The organism is Pseudomonas sp. TREG-RG-20F-10-E-6-01, from assembly GCF_022662455.1.
GTDB lineage: Bacteria > Pseudomonadota > Gammaproteobacteria > Pseudomonadales > Pseudomonadaceae > Aquipseudomonas.
In genome coordinates this window covers 318,530-335,597 of record NZ_JAKNQP010000001.1, presented here as the reverse complement: position 1 = coordinate 335,597, position 17,068 = coordinate 318,530, and the positions used below count along the sequence as shown (strand labels likewise).

16 protein-coding genes are annotated in these 17,068 nt (G+C 61.6%); 10 read left to right on the top strand and 6 right to left on the bottom strand.

Annotation, left to right across the window (positions count from 1 at the left end):
• Nucleotides 1-21: 21 nt before the first annotated feature.
• Entirely contained in the window at nucleotides 22-645 is a 624-nt protein-coding gene (locus L8K08_RS01630; RefSeq protein ID WP_242193893.1) for an HAD family phosphatase, read from the top strand.
• On the opposite strand, the gene L8K08_RS01625 is transcribed toward L8K08_RS01630, so the two are convergent.
• Entirely contained in the window at nucleotides 642-1,547 is a 906-nt protein-coding gene (locus tag L8K08_RS01625; protein ID WP_145163107.1) for a LysR family transcriptional regulator, read from the bottom strand. The two genes, L8K08_RS01630 and L8K08_RS01625, sit on opposite strands and share 4 nt — an antisense overlap.
• A 103-nt stretch (nucleotides 1,548-1,650) precedes the next feature.
• Here L8K08_RS01625 and L8K08_RS01620 point away from each other — a divergent pair, with 103 nt between their 5' ends.
• Entirely contained in the window at nucleotides 1,651-2,820 is a 1,170-nt protein-coding gene (locus L8K08_RS01620; protein ID WP_242193891.1) for an aspartate aminotransferase family protein, read from the top strand.
• Between the two features lie 143 nt (nucleotides 2,821-2,963).
• Here the strand turns inward: L8K08_RS01620 and punR are convergent, their stop codons facing one another.
• A complete protein-coding gene (gene punR, locus L8K08_RS01615; protein WP_145163111.1) occupies nucleotides 2,964-3,878 on the bottom strand; it encodes a DNA-binding transcriptional activator PunR in 915 nt (304 codons plus the stop codon).
• Between the two features lie 122 nt (nucleotides 3,879-4,000).
• On the opposite strand from punR, the gene punC reads away from it, so the two are divergent.
• Nucleotides 4,001-5,185 (top strand): purine nucleoside transporter PunC, encoded by a 1,185-nt coding sequence (punC, locus tag L8K08_RS01610; RefSeq protein WP_242193889.1) that lies wholly within the window; start codon nucleotides 4,001-4,003, stop codon nucleotides 5,183-5,185.
• A 145-nt stretch (nucleotides 5,186-5,330) separates the two neighbouring features.
• Here the strand turns inward: punC and L8K08_RS01605 are convergent, their stop codons facing one another.
• The gene (locus L8K08_RS01605; RefSeq protein ID WP_242193887.1) at nucleotides 5,331-6,164 is read right to left on the bottom strand and encodes a nucleoside-binding protein; all 834 of its coding nucleotides are present in this window, start codon (nucleotides 6,162-6,164) and stop codon (nucleotides 5,331-5,333) included.
• 158 nt (nucleotides 6,165-6,322) lie between these two features.
• On the opposite strand from L8K08_RS01605, the gene L8K08_RS01600 reads away from it, so the two are divergent.
• On the top strand, nucleotides 6,323-7,825 hold the full coding sequence (locus tag L8K08_RS01600; RefSeq protein WP_242193885.1) for a nucleobase:cation symporter-2 family protein: 1,503 nt from the start codon (nucleotides 6,323-6,325) through the stop codon (nucleotides 7,823-7,825).
• 100 nt (nucleotides 7,826-7,925) lie between these two features.
• Here the strand turns inward: L8K08_RS01600 and L8K08_RS01595 are convergent, their stop codons facing one another.
• Both L8K08_RS01595 and L8K08_RS01590 read right to left on the bottom strand, forming a co-directional pair.
• The gene (locus L8K08_RS01595; protein WP_242193883.1) at nucleotides 7,926-8,858 is read right to left on the bottom strand and encodes a proline iminopeptidase-family hydrolase; all 933 of its coding nucleotides are present in this window, start codon (nucleotides 8,856-8,858) and stop codon (nucleotides 7,926-7,928) included.
• A 93-nt stretch (nucleotides 8,859-8,951) separates the two neighbouring features.
• Complete coding sequence (locus L8K08_RS01590; protein ID WP_119739256.1) at nucleotides 8,952-9,716, bottom strand: LuxR family transcriptional regulator; 765 nt, start codon at nucleotides 9,714-9,716, stop codon at nucleotides 8,952-8,954.
• Between the two features lie 183 nt (nucleotides 9,717-9,899).
• Here L8K08_RS01590 and L8K08_RS01585 point away from each other — a divergent pair, with 183 nt between their 5' ends.
• The 6 genes from L8K08_RS01585 to L8K08_RS01560 are packed head-to-tail and all read left to right on the top strand — an operon-like array spanning nucleotide 9,900 to nucleotide 16,056.
• Nucleotides 9,900-10,787 carry a proline iminopeptidase-family hydrolase gene (locus L8K08_RS01585; protein WP_145163123.1) on the top strand — a complete coding sequence of 296 codons (888 nt, stop codon included), beginning with the start codon at nucleotides 9,900-9,902 and terminating at the stop codon, nucleotides 10,785-10,787.
• A 3-nt stretch (nucleotides 10,788-10,790) separates the two neighbouring features.
• A complete protein-coding gene (locus L8K08_RS01580; RefSeq protein ID WP_145163125.1) occupies nucleotides 10,791-11,738 on the top strand; it encodes an ABC transporter permease in 948 nt (315 codons plus the stop codon).
• A complete protein-coding gene (locus L8K08_RS01575; RefSeq protein WP_242193881.1) occupies nucleotides 11,735-12,592 on the top strand; it encodes an ABC transporter permease in 858 nt (285 codons plus the stop codon). The genes L8K08_RS01580 and L8K08_RS01575 overlap by 4 nt, the downstream gene beginning before the upstream one ends.
• Nucleotides 12,589-13,545: an ABC transporter ATP-binding protein gene (locus L8K08_RS01570; RefSeq protein ID WP_242193878.1), complete on the top strand. Its 957-nt coding sequence runs from the start codon at nucleotides 12,589-12,591 to the stop codon at nucleotides 13,543-13,545. Before L8K08_RS01575 ends, L8K08_RS01570 begins: the two co-directional genes overlap by 4 nt.
• Nucleotides 13,542-14,540: an ABC transporter ATP-binding protein gene (locus L8K08_RS01565; protein WP_242193876.1), complete on the top strand. Its 999-nt coding sequence runs from the start codon at nucleotides 13,542-13,544 to the stop codon at nucleotides 14,538-14,540. The genes L8K08_RS01570 and L8K08_RS01565 overlap by 4 nt, the downstream gene beginning before the upstream one ends.
• 1 nt (nucleotide 14,541) lies before the next feature.
• Nucleotides 14,542-16,056, top strand: a complete 1,515-nt coding sequence (locus L8K08_RS01560; protein ID WP_145163131.1) for an ABC transporter substrate-binding protein — start codon at nucleotides 14,542-14,544, stop codon at nucleotides 16,054-16,056.
• A gap of 201 nt (nucleotides 16,057-16,257) precedes the next feature.
• Here L8K08_RS01560 and L8K08_RS01555 read toward each other — a convergent pair whose 3' ends face one another.
• Entirely contained in the window at nucleotides 16,258-16,998 is a 741-nt protein-coding gene (locus tag L8K08_RS01555; RefSeq protein WP_242193874.1) for a YciK family oxidoreductase, read from the bottom strand.
• Between the last annotated feature and the right edge of the window lie 70 nt (nucleotides 16,999-17,068).

Below are 17,068 nucleotides of genomic sequence, written 5' to 3'. Positions count from 1 at the left end.
GCCACGCTAACGGAGGATCTGATGACGATTCGTGCAGTAGTTTTTGATTTCGGCGGTGTCCTGTTCGACTGGAACCCGCACCACCTGTACCGCCAGCTGATTGCCGACGATCACGAGCGGCAACACTTTCTCGACACCATTTGCACTCAAGCCTGGAACACCGAGCAGGACGCCGGTCGCAGCCTGGCCGAAGGCACTCGCCACCTGATCGAGCAGTACCCGGAACACGCACCCTTGATCCAGGCCTATTACGACCGTTGGCACGAGATGCTGCGCGGCGCGTTGCCCGAAGGTGTGGCGATTCTAGAGGCGTTGCATCAAGCCGATATGCCGCTGTTCGGGCTGACCAACTGGTCGGCTGAAACCTTTCCCTATGCGCGGGCCAACTACCCGTTCCTGCAGTATTTCCGCGACATTGTGGTCTCCGGCGAGTTGAAGCAAATCAAGCCGGACGCGGCGATCTATCACGCGAGCCTCAGCCAGGTGCGCGCGCATCTGCCGGATATTCAACCGGGCGAAGTGGTGTTTATCGACGACGTGGCGGGCAATGTCGAGGCCGCCGTCGCCCTCGGTTGGCAGGGCATTCATCACGTATCGGCCGAGCGTACCGCGGCGCGCCTGCGGGCGCTGGGCGTGGGCTTCTAGCGCGCCCACTTTTCCATGGCGAAATCCACAAAGGCGCGCAGCTTGGGCAGGCGGTAGCGGTCCTGTCTGTAAAGCAGGTGCATGGGGCGGCAGGGCAGCCTGTAGGCGGTTAACAAGGCTACCAACTTGCCGCTCTCCAGGTCCGGTTGCACCAGGGCATCGGCGAGCATGATGATGCCCATGCCGTTTACGGCCGCCTGGCGCAGGCCCTGCGAGCTGTTGATGGTCAATGACCCGGACACCGGCACCTCCACCTCGCCTTCCTCGCCGGTCAGGCGCCACAGTTTGTCGGAGTCGCGCCAGTTATCGGTCGCCGGGTAGGCGAACGCCAGGCAGTCATGGTGCTGCAGGTCATTGGGTGTCTGCGGCGTGCCGCGGCGTGCCAGGTAATCCGGCGAAGCGCAGAGGGTGAGGGTGTAGGCCTGCATGGGCCGGGCGATCAGGCTGGAGGTTTCCAGCTCGCCAAGACGGATTGCTACGTCAAAGCCGCTGTCGACCAGGTCCATCCGCTCGTTGCTGAGCACCACGTAGAGGTTGATCAGCGGGTAGCGTTGGGAAAATTCGCTCAGGGCGGGCGTCAGGCGTTCGGTGCCGAATACCGGTGGCGCGGTGATGCGCAGGTTGCCTTTGGGCGTTTCGCTGTGGGCCTGCTCTGCCAACACTTCAGAGTCGGCTACCAGCCCCAGCACCTCCAGGCAGCGCTGGTAATACTGCCCGCCAAATTCGGTGAGGCTTTGTTTGCGCGTGGTGCGCTTGAGCAAGCTGACACCCAGGCGCTGCTCCAGGGCGCGCAAGTGATTGCCGACCATGGTGGTCGACATCCCGCACTCCTGCGCGGCAGCCGTCATGCTGCCAGTCTCGACCACTTTGACGTACACCGACATTGCCTGGAACAGATCCATTATCAAGCCTTGGTTTAAAGTCATTACAGGAATGCGCAGTTTATCCAGCTCGGGTGGCTAACGATACTGGTGCCATCACCATGATGCACTGGAGCTTGCCACCATGACCGCCGCCTGCCTGATGACCACCTATCAACCCTTGGCCCTGAGCTTCACCCGTGGCCTGGGCACGCGCCTGTGGGACCAGCAGGGCCGTGAATACCTCGACGCGGTTGCCGGTGTGGCGGTGACCAATGTCGGGCATTCCCACCCTCGGCTGGTGACAGCGATCAGTGAACAGGCGGGCCTGTTGCTGCACACCTCCAACCTCTACAGCATTGATTGGCAGCAACGGCTGGCCCAGCGCCTGGCACAGTTGTCTGGCCTTGACCGTGCGTTCTTCAACAACTCCGGCGCCGAAGCCAACGAAACAGCGCTGAAACTCGCACGGCTGCATGGCTGGAAAAAGGGCATCGAAGAGCCGCTGGTGGTCGTGATGGAGAATGCGTTTCACGGGCGCACCCTCGGCACCATGGCGGCCAGCGACGGGCCATCGGTGCGCCTGGGGTTTCAGCGCTTGCCGGGGGATTTTCTCAAGGTCGGGTTTGGCGACCTGGCGGCGCTGGAAGCCATCACGCAACACTTCGGCCCGCGCATTGCCGCGGTGCTGCTGGAACCGATCCAGGGCGAAAGTGGCGTGCTGCCAGCGCCGCCTGGCTACTTGAAAGCCCTGCGTGAGCATTGCACGCGCCACGGTTGGCTGATGATGCTCGATGAGATCCAGACCGGCATCGGCCGCACCGGCGCCTGGTTTGCGTTCCAGCATGAAGGCATCGTGCCGGACGTGATGACGCTGGCCAAAGGCCTTGGCAATGGCGTGCCCATCGGCGCCTGCCTGGCCCGGTCCGCGGTGGCCCGGCTGTTCACACCCGGCAGCCACGGCAGCACATTCGGCGGCAATCCGCTGGCCTGCCGCGTGGGCTGCACGGTGCTGGACATTATTGAAGAGCAAGGCTTGCTGCAGAACGCCGCGCAACAGGGTGAGCGGCTGTTGGCGCGGCTGCGTGTGGAGTTAAGCGAGCACCCGCAGGTGCTGGCGATTCGCGGGCAAGGCCTGATGGTTGGGATCGAACTGGCACAGCCCTATCGCGATCTGGCTTATCGCGCAGCGCACGAGCATGGGCTTTTGATCAATGTGACGCGGGGCAAGATCATTCGCCTGCTGCCGCCGCTGACGCTGGAGGCCAAGGAGGTGGAGATGATCGTAAGGGCCATCGCCCGCTTATTGGACTGAACCCCGATAAAAATGTGGGAGCTGGCTTGTGTGGGAGCTGGCTTGCCTGCGATAGCATCACCTCGGTCTGACATTAAGACCGAGGCGCTTGCATCGCAGGCAAGCCAGCTCCCACACAAGTCCACATTGAATCCGTGTGACTTTCACAAATCTGGGCCGTTGAGCCACTCCTGATTCATGGTTTCGGTATCGCCCAGGTACTCCAGCAACCAACTCATCGCCGGCGACAACTTGCTCTGGGCCCAGGCCACGCACGACGGGCTGGCCGGGAACGGCCGGCGCAATTGCAGCGCGACCAGCTCGCCGCGTTCGATCCACGGCAACACCTGATGCGCCGGCGCCATGCCGACGCACAGGCCATCGCGCAGGCAATCAAGCGCCGAGGACCAGTTGGGCACCACCAGCCGGCGTTGGTTATCCAGGGTCCAGGTGTCACGCTTGGGCAGGTTGCGCGAGGTGTCGGTCATGCACAGCGACGCGAACGGCCGCAGTTGATCGTCACTGAGCAAGCCGTCCAGCGCCGCCAGCGGATGCTTGGCGCTGACCACACACAGCCAGTTCAGCAGGCCCATGTCGCGAAAGGTGAAGTGGCTGGCCACCGGCACCGCACTGGTGGCGCCGATCACAATGTCGGTGCGTTCATCGGCCAGGGCATCCCATACGCCGTTGTACACCTCGTACTCCAACAGCAATTCCACCTCGGGAAACTGCCGATAGAAGTCCAGCACCAGCTGCCGACAGCGCTGGGGTTTGACGATGGAATCCACCGCAACCTTCAATTGGCCGCTCCAGCCATTCGCCACCTGCTGGCACAAACGCCGTGTACCGAGCATTTTTTTCATCACGCCGCGGGCTTCGTCTATAAATAGACGGCCGGCCGGGGTCAGCTCCACGTCACGATGGCGACGCACAAACAGCGGCACCGCCAGCCATTCCTCAAGCTGACGCACCGTGTAGCTGATGGCCGAAGGCACGCGGTGCAGTTCCTGGGCGGCTGCACTGAAGCTGCCGTGGCGCGCCACGGCATCCACCACATCCAGCGAGTATTCAGACCACATGATGGTTGCCTTCAAAATATTTGATAGAAGTATCCAATTATTATCGCTTCACACCCACACTGTCAGCTTCATAATGGGCGCCAGTCAGCAAATAGTTTGATGGCAAGATCAGCAAGGCTTCAATGAAAAATTCTTTTGGTTTCACGTGGTACCTGGCGGGGCTGAGCATGCTCGGTTATCTCGCCATGGATATGTACTTGCCGGCGTTCGGCGCCATGGGCGAGCAGTTGCAGATCAGTGCGGGCGCCGTGGGCGCCAGCTTGAGTATTTTCCTCGCCGGTTTTGCGGTGGGGCAGTTGTTGTGGGGGCCGTTGTCCGACCGCCTCGGGCGCAAGCCGGTACTGCTGGCGGGCCTGAGCCTGTTTGTAGCGGGTTGCCTGGGCATGTTCTGGGTCGAGACCGCGCCGCAACTGCTGGCGTTGCGTTTTATGCAGGCGATTGGCGTGTGTTCTGCGGCGGTGAGCTGGCAGGCACTGGTGATCGACCGATACCCGGCCGACAAGGCGCATCGCGTGTTCGCCAGCATCATGCCGCTGATGTCGCTGTCACCGGCCCTGGCGCCGTTGCTGGGCGCCATGGTGTTGAATCACTTCGGCTGGCAGGCGATCTTCGGTGTACTGCTGGGCGTGTCGCTGCTGTTGCTGCTGCCGACGTTGTTCCTGCGCAAAATGCCGAAACGTCGGACAGAGGAGGGCGAGCCTTCGCGCCTCGGCTATGGGCAGTTGCTGACCTCCCGCGTGTTCACCGGCAACGTGATGATCTTCGCTGCCTGCTCGGCCAGTTTCTTTGCCTGGCTGACGGCTTCGCCCTTCATCCTGGGCGACATGGGTTACAGCCCGAATGACATCGGCCTGAGCTACGTGCTGCCGACCTTGGCGTTTCTGATTGGTGGTTACAGCTGCCGCAGCGCCTTGCAGCGCTATCAGGGCAAAACCCTGCTGCCCTGGTTGCTGGTGGCTTATTGCATCAGCATGGTGGCGTTGTACCTGGTTGCCACGTTGACCGTGCCCACCCTGACCACTTTGCTGATTCCGTTCTGCCTGATGGCGCTGGTCAACGGCGCCAGTTACCCGATCGTGGTGGCGAATGCGCTGATGCCGTTTGCGGAAAATTCCGGCAAGGCGGCGGCACTGCAAAACACCTTGCAACTGGGGCTGTGCTTTCTCAGCAGCCTGCTGGTGTCGTCGATGATTGACCAGCCGCTGTTGATTACGGTGATTGTGATGCTGGCGACTGCGCCGTTGGCGGTGTTGGGTTATTGGCTGGCGCGGCCGAAGACGGACGATTCGGAGCTGGCAAACGCCTAAAGCTGAAATGCAATCAAACCTGTGGGAGCTGGCTTGTGTGGGAGCTGGCTTGCCTGCGATGCAGACAACTCGGTACATCAGGTACATCCAGTTGATGCCATCGCAGGCAAGCCAGCTCCCACAGTTGATTGGGTTTCTTCAGTGGCTAGAAGGTGACTTCCATATTCAGCGTCGGCGTAGACGTCCGGGTCCCACGGCCGCCGTCCACGCCGAATTTGTTGTGCCAGTACTCGTAACCCATGCCGAGATACAGGTTCGGCTTCACGCTTTTACCCGGCCGTACCGCGACCATCAGCGCGGTGCGCATCAGCGTTTCTGGCGCGGTGTCGCGGCCATGGTAGTCCTCGCCTTTCTCCCCGACGTAATTGATAAAACCCTGGAATTTCGCCGCATGGTTGGCGATGTCGAACGGGCGCATCCACGTCAGGTTGAGCATGTAGGTGTCGTCAAACGTATGGTTTGACTCCTGCGCGCCGGGGATGCCGGTGTGGTTCTTTTCCTTGTAGTACATCAGGCTCAGGTCCAACACGCCGACCGCGTTGAACTTCAACGTCGGGCCAATCACCAGTGCGCGCTTTTTGGCTGAGGCGACGTTGTTGTTGCGGTTGGCATCAAAGCCCAGCGTCAGCGCGTAATCCTTGATCAGCCCGGTGCCGAGCGGCACATCAAACACCCGCGAGGCATACAGTTGATGCCGGTAAACGGCATAGACCTCACTGCCGCCATGGTCGGTGTCCTTGCGCGGGTCGTGGCTGTCGGACAGGAACACATCCAGGTTCAGGTAGTTGCTGCCGTATTGGTAGCCACTGGCGTGGGTGAAGCTGTAGATGCGTTTGCTGAAATCATCGGGGTTATTCGGATTGGTGAAGTGTTGGCCGTAGCGAAATCCTACGCTGTTGTTCATCCATTCCACCGCGACGGCCTCCCCACCGCCGAGAAGGGTCAATGCAACGGTTGCGCCCTGTAATGCCTTTTTCATTGTTTGAGGTCCTTTGGCGTTCTGGCTCATGGCGGCCGGTTTGTTTTTGTAACGCCGATGGAGGGTATCTTGTTTGATTGATTGTATACAACTCTATGGACATGCAGTCCAAACATTGCATACAGTGTTCGCACAACAAAAACAGAGAACCCCTCACCATGACTATCCCGAAGGCGTCACCGCAGCGGCCAGAAGATGAGAATCTTGGCGCCGCCGCCAACATGGCTTACGGCCTGCAGCATGTGCTCACCATGTACGGCGGCATCGTTGCCGTGCCGTTGATCGTCGGCCAGGCGGCCGGTTTATCGCCGGCGGATATCGGCCTGTTGATCGCCGCGTCGCTGTTTGCCGGTGGCCTGGCCACGCTGTTGCAGACCCTCGGCCTGCCGTTTTTTGGCTGCCAGCTGCCGCTGGTGCAGGGCGTGTCCTTTGCCGGTGTGGCAACCATGGTGGCGATAGTCGGCAGTGATGGCGCCGGCGGGATACCGGCGATTCTCGGCGCGGTGATGGCCGCGTCGTTTATCGGCTTGCTGATCACGCCGGTGTTCTCACGGATCACCAAGTTTTTTCCGCCGTTGGTTACCGGCATTGTGATTACCACCATTGGCCTCACGTTGATGCCGGTGGCGGCACGCTGGGCAATGGGCGGCAATAGCCGCGCGGTGGACTTCGGCAGCATGGCCAATATCGGCCTCGCGGCGTTGACCCTGGTGCTGGTGTTGCTGCTGAGCAAGATCGGCAGCGCGACAATCTCTAGGCTGTCGATTCTGTTGGCGATGGTGATCGGCACGGTGATCGCGGTGTTTCTGGGCATGGCGGATTTCTCCGGTGTGACCCAGGGGCCAATGTTCGGTTTCCCCACGCCGTTCCATTTCGGCATGCCGACCTTTCAGGTGGCGGCAATCATTTCCATGTGCATCGTGGTGATGGTCACCTTGGTGGAAACCTCGGCGGACATCCTCGCGGTGGGCGAGATCATCGACACCAAGGTCGATTCCAAGCGCCTGGGTAATGGTTTGCGCGCCGACATGCTGTCGAGCATGTTCGCGCCGATCTTCGGTTCATTCACCCAAAGTGCGTTCGCCCAGAACGTCGGCCTGGTGGCGGTGACCGGGGTAAAGAGCCGCTTTGTGGTGGCCACGGGTGGGGTGTTTCTGGTGGTGCTGGGGCTGTTGCCGTTTATGGGCCGGGTGATCGCGGCCGTGCCGACATCGGTGCTCGGTGGCGCCGGGATCGTGCTGTTCGGCACTGTGGCAGCCAGTGGTATTCGCACGCTGTCCAAGGTGGATTACCGCAACAACATGAACCTGATCATCGTGGCCACGTCTATCGGCTTCGGCATGATCCCCATCGCCGCGCCGAACTTCTACGACCACTTCCCAACCTGGTTCGCGACCATTTTCCACTCGGGCATCAGTTCGTCGGCGATCATGGCGATCCTGTTGAACCTGGCGTTCAACCACTTCACTGCGGGTAACTCGGACCAGCAGTCGGTGTTCGTGGCGGGGACTGAGCGCAGTTTGTGCTTCCACGATGTGGCGGCATTGCGCGACGGGGATTACTTCAGCGGCGGCAAGTTGTTTGATGCCGACGGGAGAGAGATTCCGCTGGTGCCGGATGCGCCCAGGAAGGCAGTAAAACCTGAAACAACCGCAGTCTGAAAATGTGCGAGCGGGCTTGCCCGCGAATGCGCTGGGTCAGTCGATATCTTCATTGACTGACACCCCGCATTCGCGGGCAAGCCCGCTCCCGCAGTGGAGATTAGCCCGCCTTGAGGACGTTGTGCGGCACTGAGCACACCTCATCCAGAAACTTGACCACGGTCCCCATGCACGCCTGGCGCTCTTCCACGTGGGGCATGTGGCTGGAATCTTCAAACAGCGCCCAGCGCACGTTCGCGATCTCATCCAGAAACGGCTTGACCACCAGCGGCGTCGCCTCGTCGTGTCGGCCGGAAATCACCAGGGTCGGCACATTGATCGCCGACAGGCGGCCAATCACATTCCAGTCCTTGAGGCTGCCAATCACATGAAACTCGGTCGGGCCGCTCATGGCGTGGTACACCGTCGGGTCGGCGTCCACCGCTGCGAAGGTGCGGGCCACTTCTTCCGGCCACGGGATGACGCGGCACACGTGGTGGTCGTAAAAAATCCGTGAGGCGGCGAGGTATTCCGGGTCCTGGTAGGTGCCGGCCTGTTCGTGTTTGAGCAGGGTTTCATGCACGCCTTCAGGCAGCAGTTTGCGCAGGCGGTTGGCTTCGCTGACCCACGTGCGCATGCAGGTGGGCGAGTTGGCCGGGATAAACGCGCGCAAGCCCTTGGGCTGCAGAATCGCGTGCTCGCTGCCGAGCATGCCGCCCCAGGACTGCCCGAGGATCGCGTAGTTGTCGCTGATCTGCAGGTGGTCCAGCAGGTTGTTCAGCTCTTCAAGGAACAGGCCAATGGTCCAGAACGACGGGTCTTTGTCCGGCAAATGGGTCGAGCGGCCATTGCCCAGTTGGTCGTAGTGAATCACCGCATGGCCGCTGGCAGCCACGTCTTTGAAGGCGTCGACATAGTCATGGGTGCAGCCGGGGCCGCCGTGGATGATCACCAACGGTGTACGGCCGGTGGTCAGGTCGCCAGTGACGCGGTACCAGGTCTGGTAGGCGCCGAATGCCGCATAACCTTCGCGCACTTTCTCGATGAATTCCATTTCGTACCCTGCTCTGAAAAAAAGGATCAGGGCTACGATAGTCCGCACGTGAAGTTTAGGTAACTAGCAAAACAGCTAGGTTTTGCCCACGGGTCAGTCTTCCAGCAAGCGGTAATGCGTGGCGCGAACCACCGCCTGCACGCGGTTCTTGGCCCCCAACTTGTGCATCGCCGAGGCCAGGTGCAGGGTGACCACCGCCAGCGAGCGGCTCAACTGGGTGGCGATTTCGGCAGCGGTCAGGCCGTCGGCAGCCCATTTCAGGCATTCACGCTCGCGTTTGGTCAGGTGAATATGCGGGTAAGTGCGCAGTTCTTTGCTGAACAGCGGGTAGGCCGCTTCCTGCAGGGCATGGGTAATCAGGCTGAAATCCGCCAGGGTCTGCTGCGCATCCTTCAACACCGTACTGGCCTTGCCGGTGCGCAAGCCGGTCAGTGACGCGAAGCCGCCGCGAGGCAGGTGGATCGGCACGCTGACGCCGCAGGTCAGTTGGCGTTCATGCAGGTAAGAGGACACGGGAGCGTGGCAGGGGTCGATGATTTTTTGCAGCGCGGTCTGGGCTTTTGCCTCGTAGGACCATACGAACGGGGACACCGTGCTCAGGGCCAGGTGTTGCACCGGGTCGATCTGGTAAAACCCTTCGCTGCACCATAACGCATGCCAGTCGGGCGGCGTGTTGCGCAGCTCCAGCACCGAGGGCGTGATCAGCGAGCCGTCCTGGTCGATGGGCACCGGCGTGTAGTCGTACACCAGCGCGTCGAAGCCCAGCTGCTGGGCCAGGATAAAGGTATTGTCCATCTGCTCATCCAGGCTCCTGCCCGGCATCAGACGATTATTGAAGGCAGTCAGCCTGGTCAGCATCCGTTCTGCTCCCGAATTCATTTGAATCTCGACTTGCGGCAAGTAGAATGCCACGCCCCGGCGAAGGACTGCCAGGCCAAACCTATAAGAAATACTAGGTTATGGACACACGGCATCCTCGGTAGTGTTGGCCTGATTAACGGCCGCTACCTGCCAGGCCGATACAACACAAGGAATGTATGCATGTGGCGTGAAATTGCCCCCGACCAGCAGTACAACGTGCAAGTCGACGGCCATAACCTCGTGGTCTACAGCTTTGGCGCTGGCGATGAGGTGCTCTTGTGTCTCAATGGCGGCCCGGGCCTGCCGTGTGACTACTTGCGCGACGCCCATGGCTGGCTCAAAGAGCATAACCTGCGAGTGGTTGCATTCGACCAGCTTGGCACCGGCGCATCAGCCAGACCGACTGATGTTTCCTTGTGGGAAATCAGCCGTTATGTCGAAGAAGTCGAAACCGTGCGCCAGGCCCTCGACCTGGGCCGTGTGCACCTGCTGGGGCATTCCTGGGGCGGCTGGCTGGGCATCGAGTACGCCATCCATTACCCCGATGCGCTGAAAAGCCTGATCCTCGAAAACACCGTCGGCGACATTCCGCACCTGTCCCAGGAACTCGAACGCCTGCGCGGCGCCCTCGGCAGCGAAACCGTGGCCATGATGCAGCGTCATGAAGCCATGGGCACTCTGGATCACCCGCAGTACCAGGCCGCCATCACCTTGCTTAATTACCGCCACGTCTGCCGCCTGGACGAATGGCCGGAGCCGGTCAAGCGCTCGCTCGGCGACTGGAACATGGGCCCGTACGAAACCATGCAAGGCCCCAACGAATTCCTCTATATCGGCAACCTCAAGGACTGGAACCGCATCCCCGAGATGGCCGAGTTCAAGATGCCGATCCTGATCACCACCGGCCAGCACGATGAGCTCACGCCCGCCTGCGCCCATCGCATGAAGCTGGCCGCCAGGCATGCCGAGTTGCACGTGTTCCCCAACAGCAGCCACATGCCTTTTTATGAGGAGCCCCACGCGTACTTCCCGGTGCTGCTGGACTTCCTCGCGCGTCACCGGGGCTGACGGATGAACCTGGCGCGCTACCGTTTTGTGCTGTCCCGGCCGCTGCAATTGCTGCCGGTGCTGTTTGGCATCAGCCTGATCACCTTTGTGCTGGTGCGCTCGATCCCGGGCGACCCGGCCCGGGCCTTGCTCGGCTCGCGCAGTACGCCGGATGCCTTGCTGAAAATCCGCGCCCAATACGGCCTGGATCAGCCGTTGTGGCTGCAATACTTCTACTTCCTCAAGAACCTGCTCAAGGGCGACCTCGGCCAATCGCTGCTCTACAAAGTCGATGCCTTGAAGCTGATCGTCACTCGCATCGAGCCGACCCTGGTTCTGGTGCTTGGTAGCGTGCTGCTGGCGCTGTTGATTGCGCTGCCGCTGGCGACATGGGCGGCGCGCAATAAAGGCGGCTGGGCGGACAACCTGATCCGCGTGTTCACCACCGTCGGCCTGGGCATGCCGGCGTTCTGGCTGGGTTTGATGTTGATTCTGTTGCTGAGTGTGAAGTGGGGCCTTTTCCCGGTGTCTGGCTACGGCCGCACCTGGCTGGACAAGGCCCATCATATGCTGCTGCCGTGCCTGACCATCGCCCTGGCGCTGTCGGCGGTGCTGGTGCGCAACCTGCGCGCTAGCATGCTGATGGAATTGCAGGCCGATCACGTCACCGCCGCGCGGGCGCGTGGGCTGTCGGAGGCCGCCGTGTTCCGTCGGCATGTGTTGCCCAATTCGCTGGTGCCGGCGGTCAACCTGCTGGCGGTGAACATCGGCTGGCTGATCAGCGGCACGGTGGTGATCGAGAGCCTGTTCGCCATTCCCGGTATCGGCCAATTGCTGGTACGCGGCATTTTCACCCGTGACTACATGGTGGTGCAGGGCGTGGCCATGGTGCTGGCCTGTGCGACGGTGGTGGTCAACTTCGTCGCCGACGTGGTGACGGTGGCCCTCGACCCACGGGTGAACATGCAATGAGCAGCCGCCCACTGACTGCCCCGTGGCGTTTGCGCCTGCGTTTCGGTTTTCGCAATGGCCGGCTGACGGCGGCGTGGGGCCTGCTGATCCTGCTGGTGTGGTTGGCCCTGGCGCTGTTTGCACCCTGGGTCGCACCGTTTGACCCGATCGCGCAGAACACTGACATCAGTTTGCTCGGGCCTAGCCTGGCGCATCCGTTCGGCACGGATAACTACGGCCGTGACATCCTTTCACGCGTGATCTGGGGCGCGCGCATCGACCTGCAACTGGCCATTGTCGGGGTGATTTTCCCGTTCATGATCGGCACCTTCGTCGGCGCGGTTTCCGGCTACATCGGCGGGCGTTTCGACAGCGTCTGCATGCGCGTGATCGACGTGATCCTGGCGTTCCCGTTTCTTGTGCTGATGCTGGCGATCATGGCGATTCTCGGCCCTGGCTTGAAAAGCTTTTATATCGCCATGGCGCTGGTGGGCTGGGTGTCGTATGCGCGGCTGATCCGCTCGCAGATCCTGGTGCTCAAGGAAAGCGAGTTTGCGCTGGCCGCCAAAAGCCTGGGCTTTGGCCATGGGCGCATTCTGTTCCGGCATTTGCTGCCCAACGCCATGTTCGGTTCGATTGTGTTTTCCATGTCTGACGCCGTGCTGGTGCTGCTCAATGGCGCCGCCGTGAGTTACCTGGGCCTGGGCGTGCAACCGCCAACCGCCGAGTGGGGCACGATGGTGGCCGAAGGGCAGGCGTTTATCACCACGGCCTGGTGGATTTGCACCTTTCCGGGCCTGGCCATCGTCACGCTGGCCATGGGCTTCAGCCTGCTCGCCGATGGCGTGGCGCAAGTGTTGGGGGATCGCGCATGAGCCTGCTGCAAGTGCGTGACCTCAGCGTGATCGCCAACAATGCCGGGCGCGATGTCACCTTGGTCGACCGCGTGTCCTTTGATTTGGCCGAGGGTGAAATCCTCGGCCTGGTGGGCGAGAGTGGCTCGGGCAAGACCCTGGCCTGTCGCGGGTTGATGCGCCTGCTGCCCTCGCCCAACTTGCGCGTGCAAGGCGCTGCTGTGCGCCTGGCCGGGCAGGACCTGTTGACGCTGGACGATGCCGGCATGCGCGCGGTGCGTGGCGGGCAACTGGGCATGATTTTCCAGAACCCCAGCAGCCACCTGGACCCGTTGATGCGCATCGGCGAGCAGATCGCCGAGGGCATTCGCCTGCACCAGGGCGCGTCGAAAAAAGACGCGCGCCTGCAAGCCATCGACGTGCTGCGCCAGGTCGGCATTCCCGATCCCAAGGCGCGGGTCGACAACTACCCCCACGAGTTTTCCGGCGGCATGCGCCAGCGCGCGATGATCGCTGTGGCGTTGGGCTGTAATCCTGAAGTGCTGATTGCCGACGAGCCGACCACCGCCCTCGATGTGACGGTGCAGGCGCAAATCCTGCGCCTGTTACTGGAGCTGCGCGACCAGCGCGGCCTGTCGATCATCATGATTACCCACGACCTGGGAGTGGTGGCGCAAACCTGTGATTCCATCGCGGTGATGTACGCCGGGCGTCTGTGCGAGCACGGCAGCAAGTACGAGTTGCTGGCCAACCCGCAACACCCGTACACCGCCGGCCTGATTGATTGTCAGCCCGCCCACAGCAGTGGGCACGCGTTGCTGCGCACGATTCCCGGCCAGCCGCCGTTGCTGGACGCATTGCCGCACGGGTGTCGCTTCAACCCGCGCTGTGCACAGGCGGGCGCCTTGTGCACGCAGTTATTGCCGGAAGGCGCGCGGGTGGCGTGTCACTATCCCTTGGGAGGCCGATCATGAGCCTGTTGCAGATCAAGGACCTTGAGGTGCGTTTCGCGGCGTCCGGTACAGGTGTGTTCGGCCTGCATAAACAGTGGGTGAGGGCGGTCAATGGTGTCTCGCTGAACCTGGCCGCCGGGGAAACCCTGGGGCTGGTGGGCGAGTCCGGCAGCGGCAAGAGCACGCTCGGCCGGGCGATCCTGCACCTCAACCCGATCAGCGCCGGCCAGGTGCTGTTCGATGGCGTCGACATGGCCCATGGCAGCGCGATCGACATTGCCCGCCTGCGCCATGAAACCGCGATGATCTTCCAGGACCCGTACGCCGCGCTGAACCCGCGCCACACCATCGGCGAAACCCTTGCCGAAGTGTTGCGCGTGCAGCGCAAAGTCGCGCCGCAGCAGATACCGGCCCGCGTGAATGAACTGCTCGATCTGGTCGGCCTGCGCCCCGAATTGGCCGGTCGCAAACCCGGCTCTTTAAGCGGCGGTCAGTGCCAGCGTGTGGGTATCGCGCGGGCGCTGGCGGTGGAACCGCGCTTGATCATCGCCGATGAATGCGTGGCGGCGCTGGATGTGTCGATCCAGGGCCAGATCATCAACCTGTTGCTGGAACTGCAGCAGCGCATGAACCTGGCGATCCTGTTTATCGCCCATGACCTGGCCATCGTGCGGCGCCTGTGCGACCGCGTGGCGGTGATGTACCTGGGCAAAATCGTCGAGGAAGGCCCGGTGGAAGCGGTGTTTACCGCACCGCGCCATCCGTACACGGCAGCGTTGATCGAGGCGATCCCCGAGATCGATCCGCACCGGCCGTTGCCTGCAGAACCTTTGCCCGGTGAGCCACCGAGCCCGCTGAATTTGCCCACAGGCTGTGCCTTTCACCCGCGTTGCCGATACGCCCGAACGATGTGTTCCGTGGTGTTGCCGCCGACGCATTTCCTGCACGAGCATCGATACAGTTGCGTGCTTGAAGCGCCATTAACCCTTTCTGCCGTACTAAACAAGGAGTTATGACATGCAATCCCGCCATTTGAAGTTGCTCGCCGCCGCTACGTTGACCGCGTGGTCCCTTACTGCCGGCCTGGCCCAGGCCGCCGGTGTGCTGACCATCGGCTGCCGTGAAGACAGCACCACGTTCGACCCGATCAAAAGCGCGCAAAACCGCGACACCTGGGTGTTCGCCAACGTCTACGACACGCTGGTGCGCGTGGATAACCTGGGCACCAAGATGGAGCCGGGCCTGGCAGAAAGCTGGGACATTTCCAAGGACGGCCTGACCTACACCTTCAAGCTGCGCGAGGCGAAGTTTTCCGACGGCTCGCCGATCACCGCCGACGACGCAGCGTTCAGCCTGTTGCGTATTCGCGACAACAAGGCCTCGCTGTGGAGCGACCCGTTCAGCCTGATCAACACCGCCAAGGCGTCGGACCCGCACACCCTGGTGGTCACCCTGAAAACTCCGGCTGTGGCCTTTCTCTCGCAATTGGCGTCGCCGACGGTGTCGATCCTGTCGGAAAAAGCCATGACCAAGATGGGCGAAGACGCTTACTCGGAAAACCCGGTGACGTCCGGCGCGTTTACCGTGGACGAGTGGCGCAAGGGCGACCGGGTGATTTTGAAGAAGAACCCGAATTTCTGGCAGGCCAACAACGTGAGCCTGGATGGTGTTGAGTGGGTGTCGGTGACCGACGACAACACGCGCATGCGCATGGTGCAGAACAACGAGCTCGACACGGCGATCTTCGTACCGTTCTCCCGCGTGGAAGAGCTGAAAAAAGACAAGAACGTGGTGATCCACTCCGACCCGTCGACCCGCGAAGACCACTTGCTGATTAACCACGCCCACGGCTTGCTGGCCAAACCGCAAGTGCGCGAGGCGCTGGACATGGCCATCGACAAACAATCGCTGGTCAAGACCGCCACTTACGGTCAGGGCACCGTGGCCTATTCCTACATCCCGAAAGGCTCGCTGTACCACTACGCCAACAACCTGCAACGCCCGTATGACCCGACCGCCGCCAAGAAGCTGCTGGAAGAGGCCGGGGCCAAGGACTTGAAGCTCAACTACGTGGTCAACGCCGGCAACGAAGCCGACGAGCAGATTGCGGTGATCATCAAGGACCAGTTGGCCAAGGTCGGCGTGACCGCCAACCTGCAGAAAGTCGACCCGACCCAAAGCTGGCAGATGCTGGTGGACGGTGAGTACGATATTTCGGTGATGTACTGGACCAACGACATCCTCGACCCGGACCAGAAAACCACCTTCGTGCTCGGCCACGACACCAACCAGAACTACATGACCCGCTACAAGAACGACAAGGTCAAGGCACTGGTGGCGGCCGCGCGGATCGAGGCTGATCCGGTCAAGCGTGAGCAGATGTACGTCGAGTTGCAGAAGCTGGCAAAACAGGATGTGAACTGGATCGACTTGTACTACAGCCCGTACATCAACATCTCACGCAAGAATGTGAGCAACTTCCTGCAGAACCCGCTGGGGCGTTTCACCCTGGAAGAAGTGGTGAAAAACTAAACTTCTAAACCCAACGCGGGGCGAAACCTGTGGCGAGCGGGCTTGCCCCGCGTTGGGCTGCGAAGCAGCCCCCGTAGAGCCAGCGCGGTCTAACACAGCGATCGTGGTGGCAGGTTTTGGGGCCGCTTCGCAGCCCAGCGCGGGGCAAGCCCGCTCGCCACAACAGCCACTTCCACAGGTTGGTTCGTGGCAGGTCAGCGGTTATTGCGCATCAAACGCCTGCCCATTAATGCCCGCACTGTCCGGCCCCATCAGGTACAGGTACACCGGCATGATTTCTTCCGGCGCCGGCCTTTCCATCGGGTTTTCGCCTGGATACGCCTGTGCACGCATGCTGGTGCGCGTGCCGCCTGGGTTGATGCTGTTGGAACGCACCGACGCGACATCCTCCAGCTCATCGGCCAGGGTTTGCATCAAGCCTTCAGTCGCGAACTTCGACACCCCGTACGCGCCCCAGTAGGCACGGCCCTTGCGCCCGACGCTGCTGGAGGTGAACACCACCGACGCATCCTGGGACAGCTTGAGCAGCGGCAGCAACGTGCTGGTTAGCATGAACATCGCGTTGACGTTGACGTGCATCACCCGCATGAAATTCTCACCGGACAGCTGCTCGATCGGCGTGCGCGGGCCGATGATCGAGGCGTTGTGCAGCAGGCCGTCGAGGCGGCCGAACGCCTTTTCGATCATCGCGGCCAGCTCATCGTATTGATGGGGCAGGGCGGTCTCGAGGTTGAACGGGATCACCACCGGTTGCGGTTGGCCTGCCGCTTCGATTTCGTCATACACCTGAGCCAGGTTGGCTTCGGTCTTGCCCAGCAACAGCACGGTAGCGCCATGGGCGGCGTAGGTTTTTGCCGCCGCCGCGCCAATCCCGCGACCGGCGCCGGTCACCAGGATCACCCGGCCTTTGAGCAGTTCTGGACGTGCGCAGTAATCAAACATAAATAGCCTCGACAGAATTCAAGATGTTGCCAGCACCAAGCTTGAGAACAGTGGAGATCCCCTGTGGGAG